This window comes from Amycolatopsis coloradensis (assembly GCF_037997115.1).
In the GTDB taxonomy this organism is placed as follows: Bacteria; Actinomycetota; Actinomycetes; order Mycobacteriales; family Pseudonocardiaceae; genus Amycolatopsis; species Amycolatopsis coloradensis_A.
In genome coordinates, this window is record NZ_CP150484.1 from 2,065,549 (window position 1) to 2,081,528 (window position 15,980).

The 15,980-nt window shown below is 69.5% G+C and carries 17 protein-coding genes; 8 read left to right on the top strand and 9 right to left on the bottom strand.

Features of this window, described 5'->3' with window-relative positions; all coding sequences use genetic code 11:
• Nucleotides 1–84: 84 nt before the first annotated feature.
• Nucleotides 85–1,047 (bottom strand): YafY family protein, encoded by a 963-nt coding sequence (locus LCL61_RS09625; RefSeq protein ID WP_340686520.1) that lies wholly within the window; start codon nucleotides 1,045–1,047, stop codon nucleotides 85–87.
• A gap of 62 nt (nucleotides 1,048–1,109) precedes the next feature.
• On the opposite strand from LCL61_RS09625, the gene LCL61_RS09630 reads away from it, so the two are divergent.
• Complete coding sequence (locus tag LCL61_RS09630; RefSeq protein WP_340686521.1) at nucleotides 1,110–1,580, top strand: VOC family protein; 471 nt, start codon at nucleotides 1,110–1,112, stop codon at nucleotides 1,578–1,580.
• Nucleotide 1,581: 1 nt separating this feature from the next.
• On the opposite strand, the gene LCL61_RS09635 is transcribed toward LCL61_RS09630, so the two are convergent.
• The 7 genes from LCL61_RS09635 to LCL61_RS09665 all read right to left on the bottom strand — a co-directional run bounded on the left by LCL61_RS09635 (nucleotide 1,582) and on the right by LCL61_RS09665 (nucleotide 7,478).
• Nucleotides 1,582–2,499: an SMP-30/gluconolactonase/LRE family protein gene (locus LCL61_RS09635; RefSeq protein ID WP_340686522.1), complete on the bottom strand. Its 918-nt coding sequence runs from the start codon at nucleotides 2,497–2,499 to the stop codon at nucleotides 1,582–1,584.
• 10 nt (nucleotides 2,500–2,509) lie between these two features.
• Nucleotides 2,510–3,166: a histidine phosphatase family protein gene (locus tag LCL61_RS09640; RefSeq protein WP_340686523.1), complete on the bottom strand. Its 657-nt coding sequence runs from the start codon at nucleotides 3,164–3,166 to the stop codon at nucleotides 2,510–2,512.
• On the bottom strand, nucleotides 3,167–4,231 hold the full coding sequence (locus LCL61_RS09645) for a phosphotransferase family protein (RefSeq protein WP_340686524.1): 1,065 nt from the start codon (nucleotides 4,229–4,231) through the stop codon (nucleotides 3,167–3,169).
• Nucleotides 4,228–4,980 carry an SDR family oxidoreductase gene (locus LCL61_RS09650; RefSeq protein WP_340686525.1) on the bottom strand — a complete coding sequence of 251 codons (753 nt, stop codon included), beginning with the start codon at nucleotides 4,978–4,980 and terminating at the stop codon, nucleotides 4,228–4,230. The genes LCL61_RS09645 and LCL61_RS09650 overlap by 4 nt, the downstream gene beginning before the upstream one ends.
• A complete protein-coding gene (gene pssA, locus LCL61_RS09655) occupies nucleotides 4,956–5,987 on the bottom strand; it encodes a CDP-diacylglycerol--serine O-phosphatidyltransferase (protein WP_340686526.1) in 1,032 nt (343 codons plus the stop codon). Before pssA ends, LCL61_RS09650 begins: the two co-directional genes overlap by 25 nt.
• Nucleotides 5,988–5,990: 3 nt before the next feature.
• Nucleotides 5,991–6,719: a phosphatidylserine decarboxylase gene (locus LCL61_RS09660; protein WP_007033423.1), complete on the bottom strand. Its 729-nt coding sequence runs from the start codon at nucleotides 6,717–6,719 to the stop codon at nucleotides 5,991–5,993.
• 477 nt (nucleotides 6,720–7,196) lie between these two features.
• Nucleotides 7,197–7,478: a GlsB/YeaQ/YmgE family stress response membrane protein gene (locus LCL61_RS09665; RefSeq protein WP_340686527.1), complete on the bottom strand. Its 282-nt coding sequence runs from the start codon at nucleotides 7,476–7,478 to the stop codon at nucleotides 7,197–7,199.
• 178 nt (nucleotides 7,479–7,656) lie between these two features.
• Between LCL61_RS09665 and LCL61_RS09670 the strand changes: the two genes are divergently transcribed.
• Together LCL61_RS09670 and LCL61_RS09675 are read left to right on the top strand one after the other, a co-directional pair.
• On the top strand, nucleotides 7,657–8,220 hold the full coding sequence (locus LCL61_RS09670) for a helix-turn-helix domain-containing protein (RefSeq protein WP_340686528.1): 564 nt from the start codon (nucleotides 7,657–7,659) through the stop codon (nucleotides 8,218–8,220).
• A complete protein-coding gene (locus tag LCL61_RS09675) occupies nucleotides 8,217–9,461 on the top strand; it encodes an MFS transporter (protein ID WP_340686529.1) in 1,245 nt (414 codons plus the stop codon). The genes LCL61_RS09670 and LCL61_RS09675 overlap by 4 nt, the downstream gene beginning before the upstream one ends.
• A 16-nt stretch (nucleotides 9,462–9,477) precedes the next feature.
• Here the strand turns inward: LCL61_RS09675 and glp are convergent, their stop codons facing one another.
• Complete coding sequence (gene glp / locus LCL61_RS09680) at nucleotides 9,478–10,671, bottom strand: gephyrin-like molybdotransferase Glp (protein ID WP_340686530.1); 1,194 nt, start codon at nucleotides 10,669–10,671, stop codon at nucleotides 9,478–9,480.
• 73 nt (nucleotides 10,672–10,744) lie between these two features.
• On the opposite strand from glp, the gene LCL61_RS09685 reads away from it, so the two are divergent.
• The 5 genes from LCL61_RS09685 to groL all read left to right on the top strand — a co-directional run bounded on the left by LCL61_RS09685 (nucleotide 10,745) and on the right by groL (nucleotide 15,837).
• Nucleotides 10,745–11,422 carry a TIGR00266 family protein gene (locus LCL61_RS09685; protein WP_340686531.1) on the top strand — a complete coding sequence of 226 codons (678 nt, stop codon included), beginning with the start codon at nucleotides 10,745–10,747 and terminating at the stop codon, nucleotides 11,420–11,422.
• Nucleotides 11,423–11,426: 4 nt separating this feature from the next.
• Nucleotides 11,427–12,050, top strand: a complete 624-nt coding sequence (locus LCL61_RS09690; RefSeq protein ID WP_340686532.1) for an AIM24 family protein — start codon at nucleotides 11,427–11,429, stop codon at nucleotides 12,048–12,050.
• 114 nt (nucleotides 12,051–12,164) lie between these two features.
• Complete coding sequence (locus tag LCL61_RS09695) at nucleotides 12,165–12,371, top strand: cold-shock protein (RefSeq protein ID WP_005164266.1); 207 nt, start codon at nucleotides 12,165–12,167, stop codon at nucleotides 12,369–12,371.
• A gap of 56 nt (nucleotides 12,372–12,427) precedes the next feature.
• Nucleotides 12,428–13,870 (top strand): serine/threonine-protein kinase, encoded by a 1,443-nt coding sequence (locus LCL61_RS09700; RefSeq protein ID WP_340686533.1) that lies wholly within the window; start codon nucleotides 12,428–12,430, stop codon nucleotides 13,868–13,870.
• Nucleotides 13,871–14,208: 338 nt separating this feature from the next.
• Nucleotides 14,209–15,837, top strand: coding sequence for a chaperonin GroEL (gene groL / locus LCL61_RS09705; RefSeq protein WP_005164277.1), 1,629 nt, complete (start codon nucleotides 14,209–14,211; stop codon nucleotides 15,835–15,837).
• Nucleotides 15,838–15,980 lie beyond the last annotated feature (143 nt).

Genomic DNA, 15,980 nt, shown 5'->3' on the forward strand with positions numbered 1-15,980 from the left:
ACACTGAAGGGTGAAACAGTCGCCAACGCCAAATCACCCTGAGCGACTCGCAATTAGCCGACTGAATGCGAAGCCCTCACGCAGTTAGTCGGCTGAATGCGGAGAAACAGAACCGGCAGCGGACAGCAACCGATCGGCCAGCACCCGGCACCGCTCCCCCAGCTCCACCGGCTCGATCACCTCGAACGCGTGCCCCAGCACCACCACGTGCATCAGCAGGAAGTCGAGATCCCCGGCCCCGCTCACCACCTCGCACCGCGAACGGCCCCGTTCCCGTACCACGGCCGCCGAAGCCGGGATCTGCGCCCGCACGACCGGAGCGGGGGCGTGCACCAGGAATCGCGCCTGGTGCCGGTAGACGCGGCTGGCGATGTTCTCCTGCACGTAGGCCGCCGCGTCGGGAGCCGGGCGCGGGCGGAAACGCCACGATCGCGCGGAAACCTCGGTCATCTTGTCGACACGGAAGGTGCGCCAGTCGTCCCGGTCGAGGTCGTAGGCGAGCAGGTACCAGCGCCGCCCGGAAGCCACCAGCCGATACGGCTCGACCCGCCGCACCGCGAAACCCGAGGAGGACGGGTACGCGAAGCCCGCCTCGACCTCGTCGCGGCAAGCACGGGCCAGGGTCATGAGTACGTCGGGGTCGATCGGCGCGCGGCTTCCGTCGAAGGCGACCACCGAACCGGACAGCGCGCTCACCTCGTGGCGCAGTCTGGTCGGCAGCACCCGGTCGAGTTTCGTCAGCGCCCGGAGCGCGGCCTCACCGCTGCCCGCGCCGGCGAGCAGTGAGACCGCGGTGGCGATCGCCTCCTCGTCGTCCAGCAGCAGCGGCGGCATGTCGTGGCCGGGCCCGAGCTGGTATCCACCGCCGACGCCGTTGCTGGCCTGCACCGGATACCCGAGCGCGCGCAGGCGTTCGACGTCGCGCCGGATCGTTCGCGGCGTGACGCCGAGCCGTTCGCCCAGTTCCGGGCCGGTCCACACCGCGCGCTGCTGCAGCAGGCCGAGCAGGGTGAGCACCCGTTCGGTCGTCCCGCGCTCGTCCTCCATGTCACCCACTGTGCCAGAGATAGCGGACCGATTCTGTCCGCTAGGCATGTCAGAGTGGTCCCATGAACCGCAAGAGCCGCGAATTCCAGGTCAGCTTCGACGCCCTCGACCCCAAAGCTCTATCGACCTTCTGGCGTGACGCCCTGGGTTACGTCCACCCCGGCCCTCCTGGGGTGGAGGTGCCCGAAGGCACCGACCCGCTGGACGCGTGGGCCGATTTCCTCGAGCGGGTCGGCGTGCCCGAGGATCAGCGCAACACCAGGTCGGCCCTCGAAGACCCCGACGGTGAAGGGCCGCGGATCTTCTTCCAGCAGGTCCCGGAGGACAAGATCGCGAAGAACCGCGTCCACCTCGACATCCGCGCCGCACCCGGGCTCGTGGGAGACGAGCGCATGGCGGCGCTCGAAGCCGAGTGCGACAGGCTTGTCGCATTGGGGGCGAAGCGGATTCAGCGCTTCGAGCCCGAGCAGCCGTTGAGCCTCGGCTTCATCGTGATGAACGATCCGGAGGGCAACGAGTTCTGTCTCGACTGAGTCAGACCGTCGTCACGGCGATCGCGTTGTCCTCCAGCGAGCCGAAGTAAAGCGTCCCGGCCCGCTCGCGGACGCCGACGAGCACATGGAATCCGTCGATCTCCCCGCGTAGTTCGTGGACCTGCTTCCCGTCCGGAGTCACGCCGCGCACCCCGCATTCCCGCGCGGGTGCGGGCTGCAGGGCCGTCGGCAGCGCCCGGACCCCGGCCCGCAGCGGCGCGGGGAGCTTCTGCACCAAGGAAAGCGCGGGGACCTTCGGGCTGGCCACGGTGATCCAGATCAGCCCGTCGCTGCCGGTCGAGATGTTGTCGGGATAGCCCCACAGATCGTCGACGAGGTAGTCCCGCGTGCCCGCCTTGTCGCCCGTGAGCCACACGCGCGCGACCCGGTAGGCGCCGGTCTCCGCGACGGCCACATAGGACTCGTCGGGCGGCAGCGCGACACCGTTGGCGAACTGGAAACCGTCGGCGAGCTGCTCGATCTTCCCGTCCGGCGTGCGCCGCAGGAGCCTGCCGCCGCCGGTCTGCTCGATCAGATCGTCGCGCCATTTCTCGATGCCGAAGCGGCGCGACGAATCGGTGAAGTACACCGTGCCGTCGGAGGCGACGGCGGCGTTGTTGCAGAACACGAAGTCGAGCCCCACCGCCGAAGTCGCCAACGTGGTGACGGGGCCGCCCGCGAGCGGCATGGTGAGCAGACCGGCCTTGGCGTCGCAGATCAGGAGGTCTTCGCCGTAGAACTCCAGCCCCAGCGGACGCCCGCCGGTGTCGCCGAGGACGTCGATCCGCCCGCCGTCCGGCGTGACGCGCAGGATCCGCCCGTCGTCGACGCCGGTGTAGATCCGCCCCTGGTCGTCGACCACGACGTCCTCGGGACCGTGCCCGTTGACCGGGATGACCGTGACCTCGCCGAACGCCATCGCGTTTCTCCTAGCGATAAGTGAGTAGTTCCGCGGTTTCCGCCTCGAAATGCGGATGTTCGTTGAACGACAACAAGGTCACCCCACCGCGGCCGGACACCAGTTTGGTGATGCCCGCGTTCACGGTGACCCGGTTCAGTTTCAGCAGCCCAGCCTCCGGCGTGCCCATGAGCGCGCCGCAGACTGTCGCGATCACGCCACCGGAGCTGAAGACGACGGCGTGCTCACCCTTCCCCAGCGACGCCACGACATCCGCCAGCGCACCCTTGACCCGATCCAGGAACCGGGGCCAGGTCTCGGCGCACGGACCGGAAGCTCCCGCTGAGACCCAGGCGTTCAGCGCACCGTCCAAAGCGGCCTGATACGCCCGCGAGTCGGTCTGCTGAACCCCGGCGGCGTGGTGCTTCGCGATGTCGACGTGGTCGTACTCGTTCCAGCGTTCGTCCTCGACCACGGCGATCCCGGAACCGAGCACCTTCAACGCCGTCGCGGCCGTGTCCCGTTGGCGAGCGAGTGAACCCGCTCGCGCCTGGGTGAATTCGACACCCCGCCGCAGCAGTTCCTCACCGACCACAGTGGACTGTTCGAAGCCGCGCGGCGAGAGCTGGTCGTAGTTCTCCGCGCCGAACGACGCCTGCCCGTGCCGGACCAGGTAGATAGCGCCCATCTACGCGTGTCCTCCTCCGATGATCCGGCGGCAGCGGCCGTCGAGGTAGCCGACGAACTGCCAGAGATCCTTCAGCGCCGGGTTGGTCGTATGCCCTTCGTGGAACCGGTAGTAGATCTGCTGGATCACCACCGCGAGCCGGAACAGGCCGTACACCTCGTAAAACGTCCAGTCGCCGATTGCGAGGCCGGAGCGCTCCGCGTACCGCCGCACGAACTCCTCGCGCGTGTACATCCCCGGCACGTGCGTCGGCTGACGGCGGCTGAGCTTCATGACGTCGTCATCGTCGTCCTGCACCCAGTACGCCAGGGTGCTGCCCAGTTCCATCAGCGGATCGCCGAGGGTGGCCATCTCCCAGTCGAGTACGCCGACGATGTCGAGGTCGTCGTCGAGCACCAGGTTGTCGAGCCGGTAGTCGTTGTGGATCAGGCAGATCTTGACCTCGGACGGCTGATTGTCCTTCAGCCACGCCATCACCTCGGCGCAGTCCGGGACGTTCTCCGTGCGCGCCTTGAGGAAACGGTCCGACCAGCCGCGCACCTGGCGCTCGACATACCCGGCGCCCTTGCCGAGGTCGGCCAGGCAGGCTGCCTCGACGTCGACGGCGTGCAGCTCGACCAGCCTGTCGACGACCTTGCCGCACAGCTCGCGCGCACCGTCCGGCGGCAGTTCGAGACCGGCGGGCAGATCTCCGCGCAGGATCAGGCCTTCGAGGCGTTCCATCACGTAGAAGTCGCCGCCGAGCACGGTTTCGTCGTCGCAGAAGGCGAGCACCTCGGGCACGTACGGGAAGACGGGCCGCAACCCCTGCTGGACCCGGAATTCACGGCGCATGTCATGCGCGGACGCGGCCTTGTGCCCGAGGGGTGGCCGCCGCAGGATCAGCTCGCGATCCGGATAGGCCAGCAGGTACGTCAGATTCGAGGCGCCGCCGGGGAACTGGCGGACCTCGGGCGGCGTGTCACCGAGCCCGGACACCCGTCCGGCCAGCCAGGTGTGCACCGCGGCCGGATCGAACGAGTCCTCTCCGCGTACCTCGACGGTCTTGTCCGCTGCCACCGTCATCCGAACTTCTTCAGCAAAGGCGCCGGGACGAACGGGAAGAGCTTCGAGAGCACGCTCCACGGCCACGTCGGCACGAACGCCTTCGCCGTCTCGGATTCGATCGCCTTCACCAGCGCCTGCGCGCCGGGCTCCGCCCTCACGGCGCCCGGGAGCTTCGAGATGTCTTCGTTCATCTCCGATTCGATGAACCCGGGATGCAGCGTGGTGACCTTGATCGGCGTCTTCAGCAGCTCGATCCGGGTGCCCTCGGCGAAGGCCGAGATACCCGCTTTCGAGGCGGCGTACGCGGTGGCGTTGCCGGGCACACCGCGAAGCGCGAGGAAGGAGGACACGACCACCAGGTGGCCGTTCTTCTGCTTGCGGAAAATGCCGACGGCGGCCTCGATCTGGGCGGCCGCGGCGAGGAAGTTCGTCTGGAGGGTTTCGCGGTTGGCGTCGAACCGACCGGTGCCGATCCGCTGCCCCTTGCCGAGCCCCGCGTTCACGATCACGCGGTCGAGGGAGCCGAGCTCCTCGCGGAACTCCTCGAAGACGGCGAAGACCTGGTCGTGGTCGTTCACGTCCAGCTTCCGGGTGACCACGGTGATGCCGGGGTACGCCTTCTTGAGTTCCGCGGCGAGCGCTTCGAGCCGGTCGACCCGGCGGGCGGCCAGCGCCAGGTTGCGGCCTCTGGCGGCGTACTGCCTGGCCATTCCCTCGCCGAGTCCGGAGCTCGCCCCGGTGATCAGGATGTTCTTCCGCAGGACCATGGACTGGAGCTTACCCGTTGGTAACAAGTCTGGGAGCCCCTCGGACAGGGCTGCCCCCGGCGCCACGAGCGGCGACGCGGGCCTCGGCCGTTGTCGCGGTCCTTGTCGGTGCTGATGGTGCGCGGAGTACGCGCGACGTGCTGTTCGCCTCGCTGGAGCCGGACCCGCTGAGCGGCGCCGGCCACCACCCGGCGCAGCGGCGGGCGCAGGCCAAGACGGCGGCGGCTCGAACGCCGCCGGATCGCGCGCCGTTCCCGCGGCGGCGCCATCCACGCCTCGGGATGGTTCGCCAGCCACCGTTGCCGGTACACCGAGTACGGGATGTGCGCCAGGTACAGCACCAGCGCGATCGCCAGCGCCACCAGCGGGAACTGGATGATCGCGGCGGCCAGCAGGCCCACCCCGACCAGCAGCGGCGCGATCGCCTTGGGCGGCGCCTTCACCGTCTTCAGCGACAGCGTCGGGATCCGGCTGATCAGCAACGCGGCGACGGCGATCGTCCAGACCCACACCACGTACTGGTGCGACCACCAGCCCTGCCCGAACTGCAGTTCCAGGATCAGCGGCAGCATCGCCAGCAGACCACCGGCGGGCGCGGGCACCCCGACGAAGAACTCGCCCGCGTACGGCGGCTGCTCGGTATCCTCGATCAGCGTGTTGAACCGCGCCAGCCGCAGGATCATGCAGACCGCGAAGATCAGCGACGCCACCCAGCCGATCCGCTCGCCCTCCGCATGCCAGACGTACAGCACCAGCGCGGGCGCGACACCGAACGAGATCCCGTCGGACAGCGAGTCGAGCTCCTGCCCCATCTTCGACGTCGCGTCCAGCAGCCGCGCGATCCGGCCGTCGAGACTGTCGAGCACCGCGGCGATCCCGATCGACGCGATCGCCATCGGATAGTTGCCGATCAGCGCGAACTGCACCGACGACAGGCCGGCGCACAGGGCGAGCACCGTGATGGCGTTCGGCAGCAGCCGCACGCCGGGAGTGGTCACGCGGACCATGGATCAGCCTTCCGGGTGCGGCGCCGTGGGCAGCTCGGCGATCGGCGTCTCGCCGCCGATCGTGCGCTGGCCCTTCGAGACGAGAACCTTGCTGCCCGGCGGCAGGTACAGGTCGACTCGCGAGCCGAAGCGGATGATGCCGTACGTCGCGCCGACGCCGACCTTGTCACCCTCGCGGATCTCACAGAGGATGCGCCGGGCCACCAGCCCGGCGATCTGCACCACGACGAGCTCGTGGCCGTCTTCGGTGCGCATGAGCACGGAGTTGCGCTCGTTGTCCTCGCTCGCCTTGTCCAGGTCCGCGGACAGGAACTTCCCTGGCCGGTACGCGACCCGCTCGATCACGCCCGACGCCGGGACCCGCTGGACGTGCACGTCGAACACCGACAGGAACACGCTCACCCGCATCCGCGGTTCGGCGGGCAGGCCCAGCTCGGGCGGCGGCACGGCCTCCTCGATCAACGAGACCAGACCGTCCGCCGACGCGACCGCGAGGCCGGACTGGGCGGGCGGGACGCGCTTCGGCTCACGGAAGAACGCGGCCGTGGCGGCCGTCGCGAGCGCGCCGACGACGCCCAGGCGCTTGGAGAACCTCCGCAGCACCAGTGTCGCGGCGAGGCCGCCGAACACGAACGGCCTGCCGGCCGGGTGCATCGGCGGGACGGTCTCGCGGGCGAGCTTCACGGCGTGCGCGAGGGGGTTACCAGTGGCTTCCGGCCGGTTGCCGCTCATTGGTCGGGTTCACCGCAGTTCGTGTCGGGGGGTCGGGACAGGAAGAGCCACCACGCTACCGCCCTGTCCGGAGACAGGCCGTGGCCTCCCCCGGAAGGGTTTCCCCGGGCCGGGTGGGAGGGGCCACATCCCGGTAACGGAAGGTGGAAATACGCGATAACTCTAGGTAGTTGATGCCGATAGCCGACCTGGAGGACCCGCGAATGCCCGCCAGCCCGGACCCCGCAGGCGAGCGACTCGCCGAGCTGTTCCGCGCCTGGAAGAGGGACATTTCGGCGGCGCCGATGCCTCCGCTCATCGATCCCGTCCGCGCCGCGTCGGTCATCGCCGAGGCACGCGCGTCCGGTCGCATATGCCCCCCGACGGCACATGCGACCGGACGCGGCCACTGGAACTGAGCGAAACTCCCACTTTAGTTCGCCGGACGCCCGTGATCACCGGTCGCGAGAAAACCGTTACCAACGGTTACTCCATCGGTCATCGGCGAGAGGAATCGCTCCGCCCGGAACCGCGCACCAGCCGCAGCAGGGCGAGCAGCACGATCGAACCGAGGATGGCGACGCCGAAGCTGGGGAAGTCGAACTCGAAGGTCCGCTCGGTGCCGGTGGCGAGGCGGTAGACGAAGCCGCCGAGCGCCGCGCCCAGGACGCCGATCAGGATGCTGAACAGGCAGCCGCCCCGCCGGTCCGGGCCGCCGACCACGACATTGGCCAGCCATCCGGCGATGGCGCCGAACACGATCCACGAGAAGAAACCCATGCCATCGAGGTTACGTGGACTGCCCGAGGTGGCCCCGGTGGCGCCGCCCGCTCGCGGTGGTCGTGAGTGGCGATTCGTGTTCTGACCCGAAACGCCACTCACGACCACCCTGACCCGGGCCCACTGAACCCGCAATTACTCTTGTACAAGGGGTCTTGTGCAACTACTGTTGTGCGTCATGGCCGACCGTGAGGTTCATGAAGTCCACGATTCGAAGGTGCTCGCCGCGATGTCGCATCCGCTGCGGCGCCGCCTGCTCGACGTCCTCCGCCTCGACGGCCCGTGCACGGCGTCCGTGCTCGCCGAGCGGACCGGGCAGGCGGTCGGGAACGTCAGCCACCACCTGAAGGTGCTGGCCGCAAGCGATCTCGTCGAGGAAGCACCGGAACTCGCCCGCGACCGTCGTGAGCGCTGGTGGCGCCGCGTGAGTTACGCGGTTTCCTGGTCGCCCTCGGACTTCCCCGACGACCCGGTCGCGGCCGCCGCCGAATCCCTCGCCCTCGAACGCCAGGTTTCCATGGCGCGCCAATGGTTCGCCGAACGCGAGAGCTATCCGGAGGAGTGGCATCGCGCCGCCTTCGCCACCGACAGCTGGGCGAAGATGTCGGTCGCCGAGCTGGCCGAGCTCGAACAGAAGGTCCACGAGCTGATCAAGTCCTACAGCGACCGCGAGATCCCGGACGACGGCCAGGAACGCCGTCCCGTCTTCATCTCCACCCGCGTCGTCCCGGCCCGCCCGTGACCACCCGCGAACGCGGCGGATTGCTGCGCTCCAGAGACTTCCGGCTGCTGTGGACCGGCGAGACGACCAGCGTGCTCGGCAGTTCCATCGCCGTCGTCGCGCTGCCGCTCGTCGCGGTGGTCACCCTGCAGGCGAGCACGTTCGCGGTCGGGCTGCTGACCGCGGCCGCCTGGTTGCCGTGGCTGCTGATCGGCCTGCCCGCCGGCGCCTGGGTCGACAGACGGCCGAAACGCCCCGTCATGCTGGTGTGCAACGGCATCTCGATGCTGGTGTTCCTGAGCGTCCCGGTCGCCGCCTGGTTCGGCCTGCTCACGATGACCCAGCTGATCGTCGTCGCCTTGGCGGGCGGCGTCGCGAAGGTGTTCTTCAACGTCGCGTACCGCGCGTACTTGCCTTCGCTGGTCGAGAAGGAGCAACTGCAGGAGGCCAACGAAAAGCTGCAGGGCAGCGAATCCGCCGCGCAGATCGGCGGACCCGGGCTCGCCGGTCTCTTGGCGCATTGGTTCGGTGCCGTCGCCGGGGTGTTCGCCGACGCCGTCAGCTTCGGGGTTTCCGTGCTGTGCCTGCGATCCATCCGGCACCGCGAGCCCGAGCGCCCGGCGAAGACGCGTTCACGGCTGCGTGACGAGATCCGCGACGGCCTCGTTTTCGTCGTCCACGACCCGTATTTGCGCGTCCTGGCGGTCTTCGGCGCGATCTCGAACGTCGCGCTCATGGGCTACCAGTCGATCGAGGTCGTGTTCCTCGTCCGCGATCTCGGCGTGGGAGCGGGCGCCGCCGGGCTCGTGCTCGCGCTCGTCGGCGCGGGCGGCGTTTTCGGTGCCGCGCTGTCGGGCAAACTCGCCGCGCGGATCGGCACCGCCCGTGCCTTCGTGCTCTGCGAGGCCTTCGGGGCGCTGATGATGCTGCTCGGTCCGCTCGCGAACGGCGGCTGGGGGCTCGCCTTCTTCGTCGCCGCAGGGTTCTCGCTCAGCGCCGGGGTCGTCGGCTCGAACGTCCTCAACGCCACCTTCAAACAGCGATATGTCCCGGCGGCGATGTTCGGCCGGGTCACCGCGAGCATGTCCGTGCTCAGCTTCGGGGCGATCGCGCTCGGCGGCCTGCTCGGCGGCGTCCTCGGCGAGGCCGCCGGCGTCCGGCAGACGCTGGGCCTGATGGCCGGGCTCGAGGTCGTCGCCGTCTTCGCCCTGCTCTTCACGCCGATCGGCCGATGCCGCGACTTCCCGGCGGATCGCGTTTAGCCCGCTAAAGGCGACGTCAGAGCAGCAGGACGTCCACCTCGTCGCCCAGCTCGACCGAGTCCACGTCCTCCGGCAGCACGATCAGGCAGTTCGCCTGCGTGAACGACGCCAGCAGATGCGAGCCAGGCCCGCCGCGCGGGCCGACGATCCCGGTGACCTCGCCTTCGGAATGCGTGTAGAAGCCCCGCCGGAACTGGCGCCGTCCGGCGGGGGAGGTCATCGCCTCGGTCAGCCGGGCCCGCACCTGCTGCCGGTCGACGCCCGCGTGCCCCATCGCCGCGAGCAGCGCCGGCCGCAGGAACGCTTCGAAGGAGACCAGCACGCTCACCGGATTGCCCGGCAGCGTCACCACCGGCACGCCGTTCCAGCGCCCGCAGCCCTGCGGCCCGCCCGGCTGCATCGCGACCTTCCGGAACTCCACGCCCTGCCCGGTCAGCGCGTCCTTCACCACTTCGTACGCGCCCGCGCTGACCCCGCCCGAGGTCACCAGCAGATCCGCGTCCGCCAGCCGCGGCTCGATCGCCGAACGGAACTCGTCCACGTCGTCGGCCACACTGCGCACGACCTCGGCCTCGCAGCCGAGCGCGCGGATCGCCGACGCCAGCATGATGCTGTTCGACTCGTAAATCTGCCCGTGCCGCAAGGGTTCCGGCGCGTCGACGAGTTCGGTCCCGGTGGACACGACGAGCACCTTCAACGGCCTGAACACGGGAACCTCGGCGAGCCCGACGGCCGCCGCGAGGCCCAGTTGCGCCGGGCCGAGCACGGTCCCGGCCGGAAGCGCCACCGTGCCCTCGACGACGTCTTCGCCCCGGCGCCTGATATGCGCGCCCGGGACGGCTGTCCGGAGAATCCGGACGTCCGTCACACCGCCGTCCGTGTGCTCCACCATCACGACCGTGTCGGCGCCGGGCGGCAACGGGGCGCCGGTCATGATCCGGTGCGCGGTGCCCGGCTCCAGCTTCGCGATGTCGACCCGGCCGGCGGGGATGTCCTCGGCGACCGGCAGCGTCACCGGCGCTTCCGCTACGTCTTCGGCGCGGACGGCGTAACCGTCCATCGCCGAGTTGTCGAAAGGCGGCAGCGAAACCCCCGCGCGCACGTCCTCGGCGAGGACGAGCCCCGCGGCGGCGGCGAGCGGAAGGCGGATGACAGGGGCGTTTCCGAGCAGGCCGGTGACGGTCTCACGGTGGGCGTCGACGGAGATCACCGGACCATCCTCCTCGGTCGGGGGCCGCATGCAAGACTCTGCGCGTCACAACCACCACCGGGGAGAAGAAGACATGCAGGTTCAGATCCGTCACCAGCCCTCGTTCGCGGTGGCGAGGCTCATGCTCGCCCCGGGTGAGCCGGCGCAGGTCGAGTCGGGCGCGATGATGGCGACGAGCTATGGCGTGCAGGTCCAGTCCCAGGCGCAGGGCGGCATCATGAAGGGCCTCGGCCGCGCCTTCCTCTCCGGCGAGTCGTTCTTCATCTCCACCTACACCGCCCCGCAGAACGGCGGCTGGGTCGACGTCGCCGCGAACCTGCCGGGCGACATGCAGATCATCAACCTCGACGGCCGCACCGGCTGGTGCGTCACCCGCGGCTCGTGGCTCGCGTCGTCGCACGGCGTGCAGACCGAGACCAAATGGGGCGGGCTCAAGAACCTCGTCGGCGGCGAGGGCGGGTTCCTCACGCACGCGACCGGGCAGGGCCCGCTGGTCGTGGCCTGCTACGGCGCACTGGAGACGGTGACCCTGCAGCAGGGCGAGGTGATCACCATCGACACCGGGCACGTCGTCGCGTTCGCCGACACCCTGCAGTACCAGATCCGCAAGGTCGCCACCGGCGTCATCCAGTCGATGAAGAGCGGTGAAGGCCTCGTCTTCGACTTCGCCGGGCCCGGCCAGCTGCTCACCCAGACCCGCAACCCGTCGGCGCTGTCCGCCTGGGTGATCGCCCAGGTCCCCGCCCGCTGAGCGCATGCGGGTCCAGACGAGGCACACCCCGAACTTCGGGGTCGCACGAGTGCTGCTGTCCTCCGGCGAGGCCGTCCAGGCCGCCGGGGACACCATGCTGGCCAGCAGTTTCGGCATCACCGAAACCGTTCCCTCCCGCGGCGGTTCGCGAGCGGGCAAGGGCGCGCCGTCGGTGTTCAACGCGCCGGAGGGCGGCGGTTGGATCGACTTCGCGCCGCTGGCCGCAGGTGACGTCTACCCGCTGGAATTCACCGGCGGGGCGGGCTGGTGCGTGAGCCGGGACGCGATTCTCGCCCGGCCGGCGACCGTCCGGCACGATCCGGGCTGGGCGCCGCTGCAGACGCTCTTCGGGGCCGACTCCGGCTTCCTGGAGCACTACAGCGGAACCGGGCCGCTCGTTCTGGCCGCGCAGGGCCCGGTCGACGCCTTCGAACTCGCGGCGGGCGAACTGGTCACCGTCCGGCCGGACTTCCTGCTGGCCTACCCGGACACCGTGCAGTGCCGTCTCCGCGCGGTCGACCAGTCCGGCCCGCAGTCGGTCCGCACCGGCGAAGGGCTCGCACTGGACTTCGCGGGACCAGGACGCGTCCTCGTGCAAGCGCGCAATAGGCGGCTTTCCCGCGGATGACCTTCGGACGAATTGAGCATTGCCGACGCCGGTAATTCGGGTAGCGTGAACTGCACTCGAAACCGCCGGCCGGGGCAGAGAAGGCCGACGGATCCAGTGCTGAGGGAGTGCGCCGTGGCAGTCGGCACCGTCAAGTGGTTCAACTCGGAAAAGGGCTACGGATTCATCGAATCCACCGAAGGGCCCGATGTCTTCGTCCACTACTCGGCCATTCAGGCCGACGGATTCCGGACGCTCGACGAGGGTGATCGCGTGGAATTCGAAGTCCAGTCCGGCCGTGACGGGCGGAGTCAGGCGGCGGACGTCCGCAAGGTCTCTTAAGGAGACTTCGGCCGACCCCCGGCGGCCTCGGGAACTGGCGCGTTAGGCTGCGCTGCGTGACAGGCGATGAGTCGGGGGACCTGACCGGTCGCCGGCTGGGCAACTACCGCATCGACGGGGTGCTCGGCAAGGGCGGCATGAGCGTGACCTACAAGGCCACGGACGTGCGGCTCGGACGCAAGGTGGCACTGAAGGTCATCGGTGATCACCTCGGGGCCGACGCCGAGTTCCGCGAACGCTTCGTTGACGAGGCGCGGAACACGTCCGCGATCGACCATGCCAACGTCGTGCCCTTGTACGACTTCGGCGAGCTCGAAGGCATGCTCTACATCGCCATGCGGATGGTCGACGGCGGCGACCTCGCCGGCCTGATCTCCGGCGGCCCGATCGCGCCCGCCCGCACGCTGAACATGCTCGACCAGGTCGCCGACGCGCTCGACACCCTGCACAACCGGGGTCTCGTGCACCTCGACGTCAAACCGGCGAACGTCCTGGTCACCAGCAAGGAGACCTCGCGCGAGCACGTCTACGTCGCCGACTTCGGCCTGACCCGCCGCGGCGCCACCGGGCACCGGACCCGCGGCGGCGACTTCCTCGGCTCGCCGACGTACGCGGCCCCCGAGCACCTGCGCGGCGAGCCGCTCGACGGCCGCACCGACCAGTACGCGCTCACCTGCGTCCTCTACGCCTGCCTGACCGGCAGCCCGCCGTTCAAGGGCGATGTGCAGACGGTCATCAAGGGGCACCTGAACGGCGAGCCCCCGGCCATCTCGCGGATCGTCGGCCTGCCCGCCGGGATCGACGAGGTCGTCCGGAAGGGAATGGCGAAGAATCCCGCCGAGCGCTACCCCAACTGTGTTGAGATGATCGCGGCCGCCAGGCGCGCGCTCGGCCCGCTCGCGACTTCGAACGAGCCCCCCGGCCCGCCCGGGGCCGCGGCGCCGGTCCAGCAGACCGCGCCGCAGCAGGCGCCACGGCAGAACACGCCGCCACAGGGAGAGGGGGGCCCCGTGCACCCGTACGGAGGACAGCAGCCCGGCTACGGCCAGCAGGGACCGGGACCGCAGGGTCCCCCGCCGCAAGGCCCGCCGCCCGGCTATGGCCCGCCGCCGCAGCAGGGTGGTTTCCAGCAGGGCGGTTTCCAGCAGGGGCCGCCGCCGGGTTACGGCCCGCCGCCGCAGCAAGGCGGTTTCCAGCAGGGTGGCTTCCAGCAGGGGCCACCGCCGGGTTACGGCCCGCCGCCGCAGCAGCAGGGCGGTTTCCAGCAGCAGCCCAAGAAGAGCGGCGGCGCCAAGTGGATCTGGATCATCGTCGGCGCCCTCGTGGTCGCGGGCGCGATCGTCGCCGCGATCTTCATCTTCGGTGATTCGAGCAGCGGCAACGGCCCGCAGACCACCGCGCCGAACATCCCGGTCGGCCCCGGCGGCTCGCAGTCGCAGGCTCCCGGATCGTCGCTCAAGCCGCCGCCGTCGTCGATCTCCATCAAGCCGAGCAGCTGACGAGCCGAGCCGAAGGACGCTTTCACCGCATGCGATGAGGTGAAAGCGTCCTTCGCCGCGTCTTATGAGGGCATGGTCCCCTTCAGCCACGCCACCGCGCTGACCTGCGGTTCTTGCACTCTCCCCTGGAGAGTGCTAAACACGACATTGGCACTCGACGCCGTCGAGTGCCAGGCAGGGCGGTCACCAGACCGTTCGCCTGAAGGTCGGGACGGTGAGGCCGCACCCTTGATCGGGTGGGTCGTCCGTCGCGGGCACCGAGCCTGGCCGAGGAAGAGTCCTGCCGCCGCGCTGTAGTAGGCGTGCGGCGGCGCCCAATACCGGAGGACCACACCGCAATGGCCAAACTGATCGCGTTCGACGAGGACGCCCGCCGCGGTCTTGAGCGCGGCTTGAACACCCTCGCCGAAGCCGTCAAGGTGACCCTCGGCCCGCGGGGCCGGAACGTCGTGCTCGAAAAGAAGTGGGGCGCGCCGACGATCACCAACGACGGTGTCTCCATCGCCAAGGAGATCGAGCTCGAGGACCCGTGGGAGAAGATCGGGGCCGAGCTCGTCAAGGAAGTTGCCAAGAAGACCGACGACGTCGCGGGTGACGGCACCACCACCGCCACCGTGCTCGCCCAGGCTCTCGTCCGCGAGGGTCTGCGCAACGTCGCCGCCGGGGCCGACCCCATCAGCCTGAAGCGCGGCATCGAGGCGGCCGTCGAGGCCATCACCGAGCAGCTGCACAAGGCCGCCGTCCAGATCGAGACCAAGGAGCAGATCGCCGCCACCGCGTCGATCTCCGCCGCGGACCGCACCATCGGTGAGCTCATCGCCGAGGCGCTGGACAAGGTCGGCAAGGAAGGCGTCGTCACCGTCGAGGAGAGCAACACCTTCGGGCTCGAGCTCGAGCTCACCGAGGGTATGCGCTTCGACAAGGGCTACATCTCCGGTTACTTCGTGACCGACCCGGAGCGTCAGGAAGCCGAGCTCGAGGACCCGTACGTCCTCCTCTTCGGCTCCAAGATCTCCACCGTCAAGGACGTCCTGCCGCTGCTGGAGAAGGTCATCCAGTCCGGCAAGCCGCTGCTGATCATCGCCGAGGACGTCGAGGGCGAGGCCCTGGCCACCCTCATCGTCAACAAGATGCGCGGCACCTTCAAGTCCGTCGCCGTCAAGGCCCCGGGCTTCGGTGACCGCCGCAAGGCGATCCTGCAGGACATCGCGATCCTGACCGGTGGCCAGGTCATCTCCGAGGACGTCGGCCTCAAGCTGGAGAACGCGGACCTTTCCCTGCTGGGCAAGGCGCGCAAGGCCGTCATCACCAAGGACGAGACCACCATCGTCGAGGGTGCGGGCGACGCCGACCAGATCCAGGGTCGCGTCAACCAGATCCGCGCCGAGATCGACAACTCGGACTCGGACTACGACCGCGAGAAGCTCCAGGAGCGTCTGGCGAAGCTGGCCGGCGGCGTGGCCGTCATCAAGGCCGGTGCCGCCACCGAGGTCGAGCTGAAGGAGCGCAAGCACCGCATCGAGGACGCGGTGCGCAACGCCAAGGCCGCTGTCGAAGAGGGCATCGTCGCCGGTGGTGGCGTCGCTCTCATCCAGGCCGCCGAGGCCGCCTTCGCCGGTCTGAAGCTCGAGGGCGACGAGGCCACTGGTGCCAACATCGTCAAGGTCGCCGTCGAGGCGCCGCTCAAGCAGATCGCGATCAACGCCGGCCTCGAGGGCGGCGTCGTGGCGGAGAAGGTCAAGTCCCTCCCGCAGGGTCACGGCCTCAACGCCGCCACCGGTGTCTACGAGGACCTGCTCGCCGCCGGCGTGCCGGACCCCACGAAGGTCACCCGCTCCGCGCTGCAGAACGCCGCTTCCATCGCGGCGCTGTTCCTGACCACCGAAGCCGTCGTGGCGGACAAGCCGGAGAAGGCCTCGGCCGCTCCCGCCGACCCGTCCGGTGGCATGGGCGGCATGGACTTCTGAGTTCGAGCCTGTAGCACCACAGGAAAGCCCGGACGCGCCTCGCGTGTCCGGGCTTTTCCGTGTCCGGAGCCGGGACACGCGTGATTGGAACCGGAACTCGCGTGATCCGGCGAAATGGGGAAGGCCCGGGCATCCCCATGCCC

Bases quoted from the DNA above. Each gene is read 5' to 3' on its own strand.
- LCL61_RS09625 (WP_340686520.1), bottom strand. From the start codon at position 1,047: ATGGAGGACGAGCGCGGGACGACCGAACGGGTGCTCACCCTGCTCGGC.
- LCL61_RS09660 (WP_007033423.1), bottom strand. From the start codon at position 6,719: ATGAGCGGCAACCGGCCGGAAGCCACTGGTAACCCCCTCGCGCACGCC.
- LCL61_RS09665 (WP_340686527.1), bottom strand. From the start codon at position 7,478: ATGGGTTTCTTCTCGTGGATCGTGTTCGGCGCCATCGCCGGATGGCTG.
- pssA (WP_340686526.1), bottom strand. From the start codon at position 5,987: ATGGTCCGCGTGACCACTCCCGGCGTGCGGCTGCTGCCGAACGCCATC.
- LCL61_RS09640 (WP_340686523.1), bottom strand. From the start codon at position 3,166: ATGGGCGCTATCTACCTGGTCCGGCACGGGCAGGCGTCGTTCGGCGCG.
- LCL61_RS09635 (WP_340686522.1), bottom strand. From the start codon at position 2,499: ATGGCGTTCGGCGAGGTCACGGTCATCCCGGTCAACGGGCACGGTCCC.
- LCL61_RS09630 (WP_340686521.1), top strand. From the start codon at position 1,110: ATGAACCGCAAGAGCCGCGAATTCCAGGTCAGCTTCGACGCCCTCGAC.
- LCL61_RS09690 (WP_340686532.1), top strand. From the start codon at position 11,427: ATGCGGGTCCAGACGAGGCACACCCCGAACTTCGGGGTCGCACGAGTG.
- groL (WP_005164277.1), top strand. From the start codon at position 14,209: ATGGCCAAACTGATCGCGTTCGACGAGGACGCCCGCCGCGGTCTTGAG.
- LCL61_RS09670 (WP_340686528.1), top strand. From the start codon at position 7,657: ATGGCCGACCGTGAGGTTCATGAAGTCCACGATTCGAAGGTGCTCGCC.
- LCL61_RS09650 (WP_340686525.1), bottom strand. From the start codon at position 4,980: ATGGTCCTGCGGAAGAACATCCTGATCACCGGGGCGAGCTCCGGACTC.
- LCL61_RS09645 (WP_340686524.1), bottom strand. From the start codon at position 4,231: ATGACGGTGGCAGCGGACAAGACCGTCGAGGTACGCGGAGAGGACTCG.
- LCL61_RS09685 (WP_340686531.1), top strand. From the start codon at position 10,745: ATGCAGGTTCAGATCCGTCACCAGCCCTCGTTCGCGGTGGCGAGGCTC.